17 protein-coding genes are annotated in these 13855 nt (G+C 35.6%); 13 read left to right on the top strand and 4 right to left on the bottom strand.

What is annotated here, in order from left to right; all coding sequences use genetic code 11:
* The first annotated feature begins 8 nt into the window (after positions 1-8).
* Positions 9-1121: an RNA polymerase sigma factor RpoD gene (gene rpoD / locus CP367_RS02460; RefSeq protein ID WP_005719716.1), complete on the top strand. Its 1113-nt coding sequence runs from the start codon at positions 9-11 to the stop codon at positions 1119-1121.
* A 46-nt stretch (positions 1122-1167) separates the two neighbouring features.
* Here rpoD and CP367_RS02455 read toward each other — a convergent pair whose 3' ends face one another.
* On the bottom strand, positions 1168-1842 hold the full coding sequence (locus tag CP367_RS02455) for a M23 family metallopeptidase (protein ID WP_089145770.1): 675 nt from the start codon (positions 1840-1842) through the stop codon (positions 1168-1170).
* Complete coding sequence (locus CP367_RS02450) at positions 1842-2282, bottom strand: 8-oxo-dGTP diphosphatase (RefSeq protein WP_005719714.1); 441 nt, start codon at positions 2280-2282, stop codon at positions 1842-1844. The genes CP367_RS02455 and CP367_RS02450 overlap by 1 nt, the downstream gene beginning before the upstream one ends.
* Before the next feature lie 100 nt (positions 2283-2382).
* Here CP367_RS02450 and CP367_RS02445 point away from each other — a divergent pair, with 100 nt between their 5' ends.
* The 8 genes from CP367_RS02445 to CP367_RS02410 all read left to right on the top strand — a co-directional run bounded on the left by CP367_RS02445 (position 2383) and on the right by CP367_RS02410 (position 8989).
* Positions 2383-3066, top strand: coding sequence for a class I SAM-dependent methyltransferase (locus CP367_RS02445; protein WP_057726804.1), 684 nt, complete (start codon positions 2383-2385; stop codon positions 3064-3066).
* Complete coding sequence (locus CP367_RS02440; protein ID WP_089145382.1) at positions 3063-3860, top strand: Nif3-like dinuclear metal center hexameric protein; 798 nt, start codon at positions 3063-3065, stop codon at positions 3858-3860. The genes CP367_RS02445 and CP367_RS02440 overlap by 4 nt, the downstream gene beginning before the upstream one ends.
* An 18-nt stretch (positions 3861-3878) precedes the next feature.
* Positions 3879-5120 (top strand): peptidase T, encoded by a 1242-nt coding sequence (gene pepT, locus CP367_RS02435; RefSeq protein WP_089145769.1) that lies wholly within the window; start codon positions 3879-3881, stop codon positions 5118-5120.
* 306 nt (positions 5121-5426) lie between these two features.
* Entirely contained in the window at positions 5427-5801 is a 375-nt protein-coding gene (locus CP367_RS02430; protein WP_089145768.1) for a GntR family transcriptional regulator, read from the top strand.
* Positions 5794-6501 (top strand): ATP-binding cassette domain-containing protein, encoded by a 708-nt coding sequence (locus CP367_RS02425; RefSeq protein ID WP_005723095.1) that lies wholly within the window; start codon positions 5794-5796, stop codon positions 6499-6501. Before CP367_RS02430 ends, CP367_RS02425 begins: the two co-directional genes overlap by 8 nt.
* On the top strand, positions 6501-7331 hold the full coding sequence (locus CP367_RS02420; protein WP_089143294.1) for an ABC transporter permease: 831 nt from the start codon (positions 6501-6503) through the stop codon (positions 7329-7331). Before CP367_RS02425 ends, CP367_RS02420 begins: the two co-directional genes overlap by 1 nt.
* A 9-nt stretch (positions 7332-7340) precedes the next feature.
* Entirely contained in the window at positions 7341-8150 is an 810-nt protein-coding gene (locus CP367_RS02415; RefSeq protein ID WP_013086419.1) for a hypothetical protein, read from the top strand.
* A gap of 20 nt (positions 8151-8170) precedes the next feature.
* Complete coding sequence (locus CP367_RS02410; protein ID WP_005719705.1) at positions 8171-8989, top strand: hypothetical protein; 819 nt, start codon at positions 8171-8173, stop codon at positions 8987-8989.
* A 58-nt stretch (positions 8990-9047) separates the two neighbouring features.
* On the opposite strand, the gene CP367_RS02405 is transcribed toward CP367_RS02410, so the two are convergent.
* Positions 9048-9236, bottom strand: a complete 189-nt coding sequence (locus tag CP367_RS02405; protein WP_013086417.1) for an LBP_cg2779 family protein — start codon at positions 9234-9236, stop codon at positions 9048-9050.
* Between the two features lie 70 nt (positions 9237-9306).
* Positions 9307-9870 (bottom strand): signal peptidase I, encoded by a 564-nt coding sequence (gene lepB, locus CP367_RS02400; protein WP_005722374.1) that lies wholly within the window; start codon positions 9868-9870, stop codon positions 9307-9309.
* Positions 9871-9952: 82 nt separating this feature from the next.
* On the opposite strand from lepB, the gene CP367_RS02395 reads away from it, so the two are divergent.
* Genes CP367_RS02395 through CP367_RS02380 form a run of 4 tightly spaced genes read left to right on the top strand, consistent with a single transcriptional unit; the run spans position 9953 to position 13814 of the window.
* Complete coding sequence (locus CP367_RS02395) at positions 9953-10705, top strand: hypothetical protein (protein WP_013086416.1); 753 nt, start codon at positions 9953-9955, stop codon at positions 10703-10705.
* A complete protein-coding gene (locus CP367_RS02390) occupies positions 10695-11672 on the top strand; it encodes a hypothetical protein (RefSeq protein WP_083554561.1) in 978 nt (325 codons plus the stop codon). Before CP367_RS02395 ends, CP367_RS02390 begins: the two co-directional genes overlap by 11 nt.
* On the top strand, positions 11653-13026 hold the full coding sequence (locus CP367_RS02385; protein WP_089143295.1) for an RsmB/NOP family class I SAM-dependent RNA methyltransferase: 1374 nt from the start codon (positions 11653-11655) through the stop codon (positions 13024-13026). The genes CP367_RS02390 and CP367_RS02385 overlap by 20 nt, the downstream gene beginning before the upstream one ends.
* Entirely contained in the window at positions 13023-13814 is a 792-nt protein-coding gene (locus CP367_RS02380; RefSeq protein ID WP_005719694.1) for a Cof-type HAD-IIB family hydrolase, read from the top strand. The genes CP367_RS02385 and CP367_RS02380 overlap by 4 nt, the downstream gene beginning before the upstream one ends.
* Positions 13815-13855 lie beyond the last annotated feature (41 nt).

The following is a 13855-nucleotide window of genomic DNA, read 5'->3' as shown; positions in this document are numbered from 1 at the left end:
GCTTTTTAGTGGCAGAAAAAGAAACTACACAAAAACTATCTTTGGATAAGATGGTTAAGCAAGTCGTAAAAGACGTAAAGAAAGATAAGTCGATCACTGAAGAAGATTTCACTGCTCGTTTGATTAAGCCTTATAACTTACAAGGCAAGGCTGTAGATCAACTAGTACAAGAGTTTGAAGATAATGGTATTAGCATTGTTGATGAAAACGGTGATCCTTCAAAGTTAGCCTTAAAGAAACAAAAGGATGTTGAAAAGGCTGAATTAAAGGATATGTCTGCTCCATCAAGCGTACGCATGAACGATCCAGTGCGGATGTATTTGAAGGAAATTGGTCGTGTACCACTTCTTACTGCTGATCAAGAAATTGCTCTTGCCAAAAGAATTGAATCCGGGGATGAAGAGGCAAAGCAAGAATTAGCCGAAGCCAACCTTCGTTTGGTAGTTTCTATTGCTAAGCGTTATGTAGGACGTGGTATGTCATTCCTTGATTTGATTCAAGAAGGTAATATGGGACTAATGAAAGCCGTTGATAAGTTTGATTATCGTCTAGGCTTTAAGTTCTCAACCTACGCAACTTGGTGGATTAGACAGGCAATTACTCGTGCGATCGCTGACCAAGCACGTACAATTAGAATTCCTGTTCACATGGTCGAAACAATTAATAAATTGATCAGGATACAACGTCAATTGTTACAGGACTTAGGCCGTGAACCTACACCAGAAGAAATTGGTGCAGAAATGAATATGCCAACCAATAAAGTACGTGATATTCTAAAAATTGCTCAAGAACCTGTTTCATTAGAAACGCCTATTGGCGAAGAGGATGATTCACACTTAGGCGACTTTATTGAGGATAAGGATGCAACTAGTCCAGAACAACACGCTTCTTACGAAATGTTGAAGGAACAACTTGAACAAGTACTTGAGACTTTAACTGATCGTGAGGAAAATGTTTTGCGTTTGCGTTTTGGTCTTGATGATGGTCGTACCCGTACTTTGGAAGAAGTAGGTAAGGTATTTGGTGTTACCAGAGAGCGTATTCGTCAGATTGAAGCTAAGGCATTACGTAAGTTGCGTCATCCAAGTCGCTCAAATCAATTACGTGATTTCATGGATTAATTATAATTATCTATATTAAAAGAGCTAAGTTTTACTTAGCTCTTTTTTATTGGACTGGATCTTTACCTGCTGCCCTTAGATTATCTTCAATGATTTTCATTGGATTTAACCAAGTGCCATTATCTTTCCAATAGTATTTGCATGGCGTATTGTCATGCTTTTTATCAATGTAATCTTTATCTGTCTTAGTAACTCCTAAATGAATGTGAGAGCCGGTCAGTTTACCAATTTTTTGTCCCAACTTGACTTTTTGACCTTTTTTAATATAAATATCAGTAATACTGAGGAAGCCTTCCTGGTAAACTTCAACATAGCCATCATCGGAAATAATCCAAATATAAAGTCCTAAACCTGGGGCGTATTTAACACGATGGACAGTTCCCGCATGCACAGCATATACGGAAGAATGTCCAACTTCACTAAATCCGAAGTCATAGCCATCATGAAAATAACTCTTGCTAGGATAGACTCGACGAATGACGTCAGTTTCACCAAACTTTTGTCCAGATTTAAATTTGATTTTCTTTTCATAGAGCTTCTTAAAAGGGTAACCCCAAGTAACATGAACGACTTTTTTCTTTTTAGCAGTCTTCTTTTTCTTAACCGTGTGAGTTTGTGGTCGTAAACTATTCAGATTGTTTTGCCATAAGGGAATAGAGGCAAAAGCTAAAATAGCAATTAAAGCAGCTAAAAGTGCAAACTTACTTTCAGTTTTTTTCATTAAAATAGCTCATCTCGCTTTCCGTCAAGCATATGTTCACTAATTGTTTGTTCAAAAAATACTGGTAAATCATGATCAAAATTGTAAGCTAACTTTTGCTTTTTCAATTCTTTAGCACTCATCCAGGTTAGTTTACCTTCGTCTGATTCTTTAACGGTACCCGAAAATTGTTCAGCTATGTAGAAAAATACTAAATAACGTTCATCATTGTGATCATAAAATTGTTTAACACCAACTAATTGAGGATGACTAATCGTTAATCCAGTTTCTTCTTTGACTTCCCTGACGACAGAATCATGAAAAGATTCATGCGCTTCAACATGACCTCCAGGAAAAGTAAGTCCTGGCCAGACCGGATCGTTGCGATCAAGAACTAAAACCTGATCTTTGTTTTTAACCATGCACATATTAGTTAATGTGACATTTTCTGTTCTACTCATGTAAAAAACCCGCTTTCTGTGACGATTATATCAAATAGTAGCAAAATAAGACTATGAAATATGCTAAAATTTGTTTAACCATATCTTTTATGGAGGAAACATGAATTTAAGATTAAATACGTTGGCAAAGATGGTAGATCCTGGCAGTCGAGTGGCTGATATTGGAACTGATCATGCATACTTGCCAATTGAATTAGTAAAAAATGGCAAAATTGATTATGCAATTGCTAGTGACGTTGCAGAGGGCCCTCTTGAAAATGCTAAAAATGATATTGCAGCAGCTGGGTTAACCGAGCAAATTGAAACTCGCTTAGGTAGTGGGTTAGAAACCGTTACTCATGCTGATCAGATTGATACAGTTGTGATTGCCGGAATGGGCGGCAAGTTAATGACTGATATTCTTGATAGAGCTTGGAGCAAAGATGCACAATTTAAAACTCTGGTACTAGAACCTAATATAGGCGAAGCAGGGGTACGTAATTGGCTGATGATGCATAATTATAAGATTATCTCAGAAAAATTAATTGCAGAGGCTGGGCATACTTATGAATTAATTAAGGCTAGCTTAACTGAAGAAAAGCATGAGATGACTGAAAAGGAAATCTTTTTTGGCCCCTTTATTGTACAAGAAAAGAATCCAGTTTTTTATCAGAAATGGGAAGGCCAACTCGCTTATTATCAAAGATTGCTGGTTAATTTGAATAAAGCAAGAAAAAAAGACGAAGATCGAATCAATGAAGTAGATCATGATATTAAATTAATCAAGGAGGAATTGGAGAAATGACCAAAGTAAAAGACATTGTTGCGCGCTTGCGACAAGATTTTCCGGAAAACATTGCTTCACAAGGTGATCCTGTTGGTATGCAAATTGGATCAATGGAGGCTGATGTTACCAAAGTAATGACTACTTTAGATGTACGTCCCCAGGTAGTTGAAGAAGCTGTTGAAAAAGGGGTTGATTTCATCGTTAGTCACCATCCTGTAATGTTTAGACCAGCACAAAATTTGAATTTTGCGAATGCACAAAACGCAATGTATGGCAATATTATCAAGAATGGAATTACTGTTTATTCAATTCATACTAATTCAGATAAAGCCCAAGATGGATCTGCTGATTGGCAAGCAGAGGAATTAGGTCTGCAAGATGTTGAACCATTTTGTCTGGATGATGATGGAATTGCTATGGGTAGAAAAGGAAAGTTACCTAGAACAATGACTGCTTATGATTTTGCCTATTATGTTAAAGAAAAAATGCAAATTAAAATGGCACGTCTGATTACTGCAAACAATGAAAAGCCAATTACCAGTGTAGGATTTATTTGTGGCGATGGTGGTAAATATTGGACTAGAGCCTTAGATGACCATTTAGATGCTTTTATTACTGGGGATGTTTATTATCATGTAGGCCATGATATGATTTCATCTGGTTTAACTGTTGTTGATCCTGGTCATTATACTGAAAAACTATTTAAGTACAAGGTCTATGATCGACTTAAAAAGTGGAATGAAGAAAATAACTGGAATGTTGGAATTGAGCTTTCCGAGGTTTCTACCAATCCATTTCAAGACTTATTTTAATTAGAAAGAGAGTTATATATGGAATATTCTAATTTGTTACCTAGATTTTTAAAGTACGTTAAAGTTAATTCGCGTTCTGACGAACATTCAGATCGCTTTCCATCAACTGAAAGAGAAGAAAACTTCCAAAAGAATGTCATTATGAAGGATCTTGAAGACTTAGGTTTAAGTGACATTCATTACAACCAAAAAGCAGGTAGTGTAATTGCTGAAATTCCTTCAAACGTTGACTATGATGTTCCGGTAATGGGCTTTTTAGCACATAGTGATACAGCTGACTTTAATTCAGAAAATGTTAAACCACAGATTCATGAAAATTATGATGGTGAAAGCAAAATTCAATTAGGCGATTCAGAATTTTACCTTGATCCAAAGGTCTTTCCACACTTGAAGAATTACAAGGGTCAAACTATAATTACTGCCTCAGGCGATACCTTGCTTGGTGGGGACGACAAGTGTGGTGTTTCTGAATTAATGACCTTTGCGGAATACTTAATGAATCATCCAGAAGTTAAGCACGGCAAGATTCGATTGGCCTTTACTCCCGATGAAGAAATTGGTACTGGTGCTGAACACTTTGATGTTGAAGACTTTGGTGCTGACTTTGCTTTTACTGTTGATGGTGAAGCTCCTGGTAAGTTAGATTGGGGTACATTCTCTGCGGCACAATTTAGTCTTGATATTCAGGGAGTTAATGTTCACCCAGCTGTTGCTAAGGGGCAAATGATTAATGCAATTCAAGTTGGAATTGACTTTCATAATCAACTGCCAGAACACGATCGCCCAGAACATACCGATGGACGCGAAGGTTTCTTCCATCTAATGAATTTTGCTGGTACTGTTGATAATGCTCACTTAGATTATATTATTCGTGATTTTGAACGTGATGGGCTTGAAGAGCGGAAGAATTTGGTTAAGTCAATCGTTAAGAAAATGAATGATGAATTCGGTACTGAACGAATTACACTTAAAATGTGGGACCAATATTACAACATGGCCGATGAATTAAAGAAACATATGGACATCGTTGACTTAGCGCGCGATGCTTATAAAGCAGAAGGTCTTGAAGTCAATGAAGACCCGGTTCGTGGTGGTACAGATGGCTCACAATTGACTTATATGGGCTTACCATGTCCTAATATTTTTGCCGGAGAAGAAAACATGCATGGTCGTTATGAATACACAGTTCTTGAGTCTATGTGGAAAGCGGTCGATGTCATGATTAAAATGGCTGAATTAAACGCTGAAAGAGCTAAGTAGTGAAACATTTTTGACTATAAACAGCGATAATTCTATTTATGATCTAATACGAAGAGGTTGATAGATTAGTAAATAGGATAAAGTAGTTAATAAATTAAAATTATGCACTGATAATATTAAAACGAAAAAGATAGTTTGTAATTACCGTCATTATAGGAATTATAGACTATCTTTTTGTTGTGCTTTTAACTTTTATGAACTTGTGAAACAAAGTGATTAAACTTAGCCCTTGCAAAAAGTGACTAAAGTGAGTATTATAGTTAGTGTAATAGACTAATAATACAGTGTAAAATAGGAGCTGAGTAAATGGAATTTAAAGATAATATTCCTATTTATCTTCAGATTGAACAATACTTGTATCGTCAAATTGCTTTAGGCAAGTTAACAGCTGGTGAGAAGATTCCTTCTGTTAGAAAACTTGCTCTAGAATTAACCGTTAATGTTAATACCGTGCAAAGAGCACTACAACAGATGAACAGTCAAGGTATTCTTTATACTAAACGTGGCGAAGGTAATTTTGTTACTGAAGATACTAAACTATTATCCGAAACCAAGCAGTCATTAATTAATAATGAATTAGAACAGTTTGTTCAAAATATGGAAGAGTTTGGAATAGGAAAGAATGGGTTAGTTTCAACGTTAGAGAATTATTTAAAAAATGGTGGGGATCAGAATGAATGATTTATTAGCTATTAAAGATGTAAGTTATAAGAAAAATCAGAAGCAAGTATTGCAAGATGTGAACTTGAATTTAGCTCCTGGCAAGATTGTTGCTTTACTTGGTGAAAATGGTGCTGGTAAGACCACTTTGATGCGAATTATTGCCGGTGTAGCTAAGAATTACAAAGGCGAAATTAATTTAGAGGGGGCAACAAAAGAGGCAGAAAGAAAGGCTAAGTTGTCTTTTACTGATGGTTTAACTGGCTTCAGCGATTCAACAAAGATCAAGGAAGTGGTTAAATTTTACGCAACGATTTTTCAAGATTTTGATGAGAATGAATTCGATGAGCTGCGTAAGTTTATGAAATTAGATCCTGAAATGAAGTTGAGTCAGTTATCACGAGGAATGCGTGAAAAATTGATTATTGCTTTAACATTTGCTCGTAAAGCAGATTTGTATTTACTTGATGAACCTTTTGGTGGGATTGATGCAATGGCTCGAAAGAAAATTATTAATTCCATCATTTTGTGGAAAGATGAAAAGGCAACGATTTTAATCTCAGATCACTTTGTCAATGAAATTTCATCATTGCTTGATGAAGTGGTTATTGTAAAAGATCATACCGTTTTGGAACACAAGTCAGCAGATGACATTCGTCAAACGCATAAGTCAATCGAAGAATACTATGAAAGTTTTTATGCAGATGAGGATGATGAATAATGACTAGTTTTAACACATTGTTTAATCGAATGTTTCAAGAAAAAAGCAAGTCAGTCTATTTAATCTTCTTAATTCAAGCCTTTGCTAGTTTATGTTTTACAATTATTGGTTTTGTTTCGGAAAATGGTACACCAGAATTTGTTAATGGAAAAGATACTAGTTCTGTCAATGTGATTGTTGCTTTTCTCGCTGTATTTGCAGTAATGATGCTGATAACGTCATTTATCGCTGATTTTGTTTATTGGATTATTTCTTCAATCAAGAATGAAAAAATTAATCGCAGTCAAACTTGGCGCTTGATTCCGGTAACTGATACTAAGTTTTTGCTTAGCAATTTTGGGACAGCATTTTTAACTTATATTTGGTTAGGAATTTTAGAAGCGGTCACGATAATCGTTACCCTTTTGCCGATGTTGTCTGATCAAGATGTGCGCAAAGCAATAGGTCAGGCTAGAATCCATCTTTCAGCAAGAGACTGGCAAACAATGCTCGAAAGTTTGCTGCTAATCATTTTTATTGGCTATGCTTGGTACGCAATTGTAAGTTTGCTTAACCTAGCAAGCCGCAGCATTATTGATTTTTTGCCAGGTGGCTCAAGTAAAGTATGGACCTTTATTATTAGAGTAATTGTAATTATTGCGATTATTTGGATTTTAGGCCATGCGGCAACAATTATCTTTTCAGTCTTAGGAAAGTTTAGTCCTTTTATGGTCAACAGCCAGGATATTAACTATGCCACTACGATTCTTCAATTCTTGGTCTTTGATGTTGTGATTACTTTGATCGATATCTTGCTTTTGAATAAATTCGTAGAAGCAAAACAGAATTAGGAGTTTTTTATGGCAAATTTTAAGACCTTGTTTAAGCAAATGTTTGTGCAAAAAAGGCGCTACGCTAACTTAGTTTTGTTATTACAAGTTTTTGCAGTCCTTTTTTTGCTGGTAATGGCTCTGTTAGATAAAAGCAATTTAGCTTATCTCAACATTAGTAAGGACAGTAATTGGCTAGATCGTTTGCTTAGTGCAGGAATGCTCAAAACGCCGATTGCCGATGTGATTTTTGTTGGTCTGCTTTGCTGGCAAAATGAAAAAATCAACCTCAGTCAAACTTGGCAGCTAGCTCCAGCTTCAAGTGTCAAAATCTGGCTGATTAATATGCTTTCTAGTTTAGTTGAATGTATTTATATTTTTGTAATTCAAGTCATTTTAGGCTTCGTTGCTGCTATGATTGATAATTTAAGTCATCATTATTCACTGCTTCATGACTTAGTTGATGCTAAAGTTACTTGGGCAGATGCTAGTTTATTAATTGAATTTCTATTGTTCTTAACTGGAACGGTTTTAGTTATTATGACTTTTGTCAGTTTTGCTAATTTTTTGACGAAAGTAATTGTTGATCAATTGCCAGTTAACAATAATATTGTCATTAAGTTATTTGTGATGGCAGTGATTGTGATTATTGCAATCTTGATTGCTGAACAGCTAAACGAACAAATTACTGCTATGTATTTGCATCGTTTTGCCAAAGAAGCAGCATATGATCCATTGGGTATTTCAGTGGTTGAGTACTTTGCAGGAGCAATTGTTTTAGGAGCAATCGACAGCTACTTAATGAGTAAATTTGTCGAACCTAAGATAATTAATCGTTAATTGAAGGGGAGGGGTAGATAGTGACGAATTTTTGGACCTTGTTTAGGCAAATGTGGACGCAAAAAAGAAAATTTATTTATTTGGTTTTCTTAATTAATATCTTTGCTGTAGTATTTTTATCAGGTTATTTTCTTCTTTTCAAAAATTGGAATGGTCTAGCAAATCTGCCGTCTAAAAATTTAGGGCAATTCTGGCGCAATAATTTTGTCTATGTGACTTTATACATTGATTTTGCCTTTTGTGCGATTACATGTTGGCAAAATGAAAAAATTAATCTGAGTCAAACCTGGCATTTAGCAGCTAGCGATGAACGAAAAACATACTTAGCTAATATATTTAGCAGTTTGCTGGCATGTGGTTATTTCTTCTTGCTGCAAGAAATCGTTAATAGTCTGTTGCTGATCCCTAGTTGCGGGGCAGACAGTTTTGCTCAAGCATTTCGTGAGTTTGGTCTGTATCCAATTAAAACAGTTCCCGGCGTTGAAATAACTAGCAATCGAATGCTTGCTTTTCATTGGTTGTTTATCATTTTGATAATTTTAATCATTTACTTCTTTGTCAGCTTTGCCAATTTTAGTTCGCGAGTAATTACTGATTTCTTGCCGTTTAAGAGTACAGTTTGGGCTCGCTTGTTAATTATCGCAATTTTGGTAATTGTCGCAGCTTACTGCGGCATGATCTTTATGTCTAAGTTACAGGGCTTTGTTGATAAGAGTCCAAATTTACAAGCAACCGATCCAATCTGGTTAGATGATTTATGCTTGTTTATTGTTAGCCTTGTTTTCGGTATTTTGAATCTAGTATTCGTGAAGAAATATCTTGAACCAAAAATAGATTAATTAATGCAAAAAAAGAGCTTCATTTCAATCAAGAAATGAAGCTCTTTTTTGTAGTTAACTAAGCATTAGCTGACATATAGTCATAAAGTTGATTTACTTCTTCAGCTGTAAATTGACCATCACCAGTTTTCATAGCATGGACTTTTTCAACTGATAGGTGACTAGCAAATGCTAGATCAGTGTCATTAACATGGTGTTTTACTTGAAAATTAATAATTGCATCAGATAATTCTTCTTGCTCATTCATAATAATTTCTCCTTACTCTTTAATTTTAATCAAATCAGGACGAAAAATAAAATTTTTTGTAATTTTTCAATTAAAATGTTTTCCATTGTGTAAACGGCCAATACCTGAATACGACTCGTCCAACTAGCGCGCTTCGTTTAACAAACCCAAAGTAACGGGAGTCCTTTGAGACGTCACGGTGATCTCCCATGACGAAGTAACTATCCTTAGGTACTCGCTTTTTTAAAGTGAAATTGTTAGTATAGAGTTCACCTAATTTATGTGACTTTCTTTGGTAGCCATTATTTAAATATGGTTCTGCAATTTGTTTGCCGTTAATGTAAAGCTTATCATTTTTAGAAGTAACCATATCACCAGGTGTACCAATAATTCGCTTGATATACAGAGCACCTTTTTGGTCTGGTGCTTTTAGAATGACGATATCATTTCGTTTAGGCGTAAAATGACGTACAGCAATCAAACGATCGCCATTCTCAAATGTGGGCTGCATTGATGGACCAGATACTGTTTCATTTGATAGGAAAAAACTAAAAATAAAGTAGTAAATTCCCATCAAAATTGCAAACATAATAATTATGTCTAAAACAAAGCGGCCAATGCTTTCATCATCATTTCTCTTTTTGGTTTCAACCATAGAATATCTCCTTTGCTTGCTAGTCTTATTATAACTGAATTCTCCGCCGTTGAATGGTAAAATCATATTAAGGTGTTTAAGTATGACAAAATTTTTGACGAAATTAACAAAATTAGAGCAAGAGATAAATCATCCTGCGGTTAAACGACAAGTTGAAGAAATAGCATTAATTGATAGTTATGTACAAGCAGGTAAGCCATTGAAGCGGGCACCACGCAGATTAGGTTTATTGCCAGATGAATTTGAAGAAGTTTTAGTTGAGGTGGGACCAGATAAAGAAGGGGCCTTAAGGGATTTAAATAATTTACTTAATAATTTTCGGCAATATCTCTCTTTAATATATGGCATCTGGTCTCTGCCTAATATTCAGACTGCGCAGTTAATTAAAAATAAGCTGCATGTACAAACAGCGTTAGAAATCATGGCAGGCAACGCGTATTGGTCTCAAGCTTTGGCTCAGGTTGGAATTAAAGTTCACAGTACAGACTCATTAGAGTGGGCCAAGACGTCGACCACTGGAGCTAAGCCTTTTTATCCAGTAGAAGATTTACCAGCTGACCAAGCAATTAAGAAGTATCACACAGTTAATCTAGTTCTATGTTCGTGGTCACCAAATTTCGGTCACGGAGATTTAGAAACTGTGGCAGCTTGGCATAAGTATAATCCAAGTTGTCATTTGCTCTTTGTTGGTGAAAAAGATGGTGCTACTAATTCACCAGAATTTTGGCACCAAAATTGGTTTAAAAATAGTGCAGCTTTAGACGAGATTAATCATTCCTTGCAAAGCTTCGATTTTATTAATGAACAGGTATTTGAAATAAAAAATGAATTTTAAAAAGATATTTTTGTTACTGATTCTTTTATTATCTTTTTTAGGAATTGGAACAATGCTCTCCAATATTGAATCTAGTTATGCTGACGAATTGCTGGAAGCACACGGCTTAACTAATAATACCCGCTATTTTAGAACAGATAGTGATGAAAAGATTAGTATTTTCCTAAAATATTTGGACAAAAATTATGCGAATCATCAAATTCAACTGCATTTAGATAATAATTATGAAAAAAAACAAGTGCTTGTTTGGGCTAATCATGCCGTTACTGGCTTGCCAACTGAGAGTGGTCGCTATTTTTCGCCTGATGATTTTAAAGGACAGGTTTCTTTTGTGGTGCTGGGGCCAACAGTTAAACTTAATTTATTAGATGTGCAGAATAATAAATATGTTATTTTAGGCAAAAATTATTATTCTGTTATAGGCGAATTTAAGGACTATCCACAGGTAGAAATGGATAAATATTATCTAAGTACAGGAATTGATCAGCCAACTGCTAAAGACCAGCTCAAGAATTATCGAATTGTAGTAGATGCAACACCTGCAGTGATTGAAAAGATTGCTAAGCATTATCATGCTAGTTTGCATATTCCGTCTTTTGTTCAAGAGCATCATCGTGATCGTTTATCTGTCGTGCCGGATATTTTAATGTTAGTTGTTTGCCTATTGGTCGGAATGATCACAAATATGTTGCTTGCAATAGGAATTAAGCGTCAGGCTCGTTTAACACGTCTACACGATGATTTGCTGCGCAATTGGGTAATTAACCGCAGCGTACGTTTATTTTTAATAGAGGCTATTTTTGCCCTTGCTACATACTTCTTTTTAAGATGGCATGCCTTTTATTCAACATATGGTTCTTTAATAGTTACATTAATAGCTTCCTGGGTTGTAATTGTATTGGCGTTTTGTGGGATGGTCTATTACTTAGTGAGAAAGGACAGGAAAATTGCTAAATCTACCAAATGAATTTAAAACTAAATATGAAAAATTATTAGGTACCAAAAAAGCACAAGAACTATTTGCGGCGATGAATGAAGAGAGCAAAAAAGCTTTTAGAATTAATACATTGAAGCCTACTAAGGTTTCATATGAGCTTACTGATTCAGTACCGCAAATAAATTCAGCCTATTATGGTGAAGTATCGGGGGAAGATCCTGAGTGGGTAAGCGGTAGTGTTTATTCTCAAGATCCAGCGGCTATGTTTCCTGCGGCAATTAGTGGTGTTCGGCCAGGAGAGCGCGTGCTAGATCTGTGTGCTGCGCCTGGAGGAAAAACAACAGCATTAGGAGAACAATTGAAGGGTGAGGGCCTTTTAGTAGCTAATGAAATCTCTGCAACACGAGTAAAGGCACTACGGGAAAATATTGAACGTTGGGGCATCAGTAATGCCTTAATTACTAATGAAAGTCCAGAAAAGTTAGTTCCAATTTTTTCAGAATTTTTTGATGTGATTTTAGTCGATGCTCCATGTAGTGGTGAAGGAATGTTTAGAAAAAATCCGGAGGCAATTGGTTATTGGTCTCAAGACTATGTTTTAACATGCCAGAACCGTCAAAAAGAGATCCTCAATGAAGCTGTTAAGATGCTTCAACCTGGCGGACGCTTAATTTATTCAACTTGTACCTTTGCGCCAGAAGAGGATGAGCAGATTGTTAGCTGGTTAAATAAAGAATATGGTTTTACAATTTTAGATACAGGGATACAAGCTAATAAGATTGATGTTGGACAGCCTGAGTGGGCTGATGGAAATCCTGATTTGACTAAAACATTACGCTTTTGGCCTCAAGATGGTATAGGTGAAGGACAATTTGTGGCAGTTTTACAAAAAGTAGGTAAAGCTAGAATTGAAAAAAAGAGCAAAAACAAAAAAGCCAAGCGTGATCCGTGGCGCTTAACCCAAAATGATCAGGAACTAGTTGGTCAGGTAATGGATCAGTTTAATTTACCAGTTGCTTTAAGTGACTGGCGTAATAAAGCAAAAGTCCGTAATGAACATGTCTATATTCCTGCAATCAGTTTGCCTGAAAAAAGTAAGCTTCATGTAATTAATAATGGAGTCGAGTTGGGTATATTAAAGAAAAAACGTTTTGAACCAGGACATCAATTGGCAGAAGTGCTAGGTAAGGTAAAGCAAGAACGGGTTTATGATTTACCGACAATTGAAGAATACCAAAATTATTTGCACGGTGAAACCGTTAAAGTGGACAGTGATTTGCGGGGCTTTGTGTTAGTCAGCTATCAAAAATTAATATTTAGTTTTGGCAAAATCGCTGGTAATCAAGTATTGAAGAACTTTTACCCAAAGGGATTGAGAAAATGATAAAACTAATTGCGACAGATATGGACGGAACCTGGTTAACTGACCAGAAAGACTATGATAAAGAATTATTTTTGCGTGAATTTGCGGAAATGCAAAAGCAGGGGATTAAATTTGTAGTTGCTAGTGGCAATCAATATGCTAACTTAATGACTCGTTTTCCTGAGGTTTTGGATAAAATTTATTTTGTAGCTGAAAATGGGGCATTAGTTGCTCAAGGAAGACAAATTTTGCATGTTGACTCGTTAAGTGATGACATATATCAAACTTTATTAAAAATAACTACTGAATATCCATATCCAGCTGTAGTGATGGGGTTAGTAAGTGCTTATGTTAAAAAGAGCAGTGGACGAGCTTATAAACAAGAAATGAAAAAATACATGGAGCATATTACTGTAGTAGATTCTTTTGGAGAAATTGATGATCAGATTTTCAAGGTCAGTCTGACAGTGCCAGAAGATAAAATGTCTAAAATTTTGCGCGAATTAAAAGAAAAATATCCGGAGGTTGGTTTTGTTTCTGGTGCAGCAGACTCGATTGATATGCAAACTAAGGGAATGAATAAAGCAGTAGGTCTAGCATATTTGAGTCAAAAATTAGGGATCAAATCAAGTGAGATGATAGCTTTTGGCGATAGCGGTAATGATGTAGGAATGCTGAAATATGTAGGCCGTAGTTTTGCTACTGCAACGGCGTTGCCAGAAGCCAAACAAGCTGCAGGGCAAATTATTGGTTCAAGTAATGAAAGTGCTGTTCAAAAAGAAATTGCCAAATTGCTTGAAATTAAATAAGGAAAATTATGTAAAGTAAAAGCACTAGTAATCATTAACTA

The organism is Lactobacillus sp. UMNPBX16 (assembly GCF_002553775.1).
GTDB lineage: Bacteria > Bacillota > Bacilli > Lactobacillales > Lactobacillaceae > Lactobacillus > Lactobacillus crispatus.
The sequence above is the reverse complement of the archived record's forward strand: the minus strand, read 5'-3'. Positions and strand labels throughout refer to the sequence as shown.

Bases quoted from the DNA above. Each gene is read 5' to 3' on its own strand.
- pepT (WP_089145769.1), top strand. From the start codon at position 3,879: ATGGAATATTCTAATTTGTTACCTAGATTTTTAAAGTACGTTAAAGTT.
- lepB (WP_005722374.1), bottom strand. From the start codon at position 9,870: ATGGTTGAAACCAAAAAGAGAAATGATGATGAAAGCATTGGCCGCTTT.
- CP367_RS02450 (WP_005719714.1), bottom strand. From the start codon at position 2,282: ATGAGTAGAACAGAAAATGTCACATTAACTAATATGTGCATGGTTAAA.
- CP367_RS02455 (WP_089145770.1), bottom strand. From the start codon at position 1,842: ATGAAAAAAACTGAAAGTAAGTTTGCACTTTTAGCTGCTTTAATTGCT.
- CP367_RS02390 (WP_083554561.1), top strand. From the start codon at position 10,695: ATGAATTTTAAAAAGATATTTTTGTTACTGATTCTTTTATTATCTTTT.
- CP367_RS02420 (WP_089143294.1), top strand. From the start codon at position 6,501: ATGACTAGTTTTAACACATTGTTTAATCGAATGTTTCAAGAAAAAAGC.
- CP367_RS02440 (WP_089145382.1), top strand. From the start codon at position 3,063: ATGACCAAAGTAAAAGACATTGTTGCGCGCTTGCGACAAGATTTTCCG.
- CP367_RS02380 (WP_005719694.1), top strand. From the start codon at position 13,023: ATGATAAAACTAATTGCGACAGATATGGACGGAACCTGGTTAACTGAC.
- CP367_RS02395 (WP_013086416.1), top strand. From the start codon at position 9,953: ATGACAAAATTTTTGACGAAATTAACAAAATTAGAGCAAGAGATAAAT.
- CP367_RS02445 (WP_057726804.1), top strand. From the start codon at position 2,383: ATGAATTTAAGATTAAATACGTTGGCAAAGATGGTAGATCCTGGCAGT.
- CP367_RS02405 (WP_013086417.1), bottom strand. From the start codon at position 9,236: ATGAATGAGCAAGAAGAATTATCTGATGCAATTATTAATTTTCAAGTA.
- CP367_RS02430 (WP_089145768.1), top strand. From the start codon at position 5,427: ATGGAATTTAAAGATAATATTCCTATTTATCTTCAGATTGAACAATAC.
- CP367_RS02425 (WP_005723095.1), top strand. From the start codon at position 5,794: ATGAATGATTTATTAGCTATTAAAGATGTAAGTTATAAGAAAAATCAG.
- CP367_RS02415 (WP_013086419.1), top strand. From the start codon at position 7,341: ATGGCAAATTTTAAGACCTTGTTTAAGCAAATGTTTGTGCAAAAAAGG.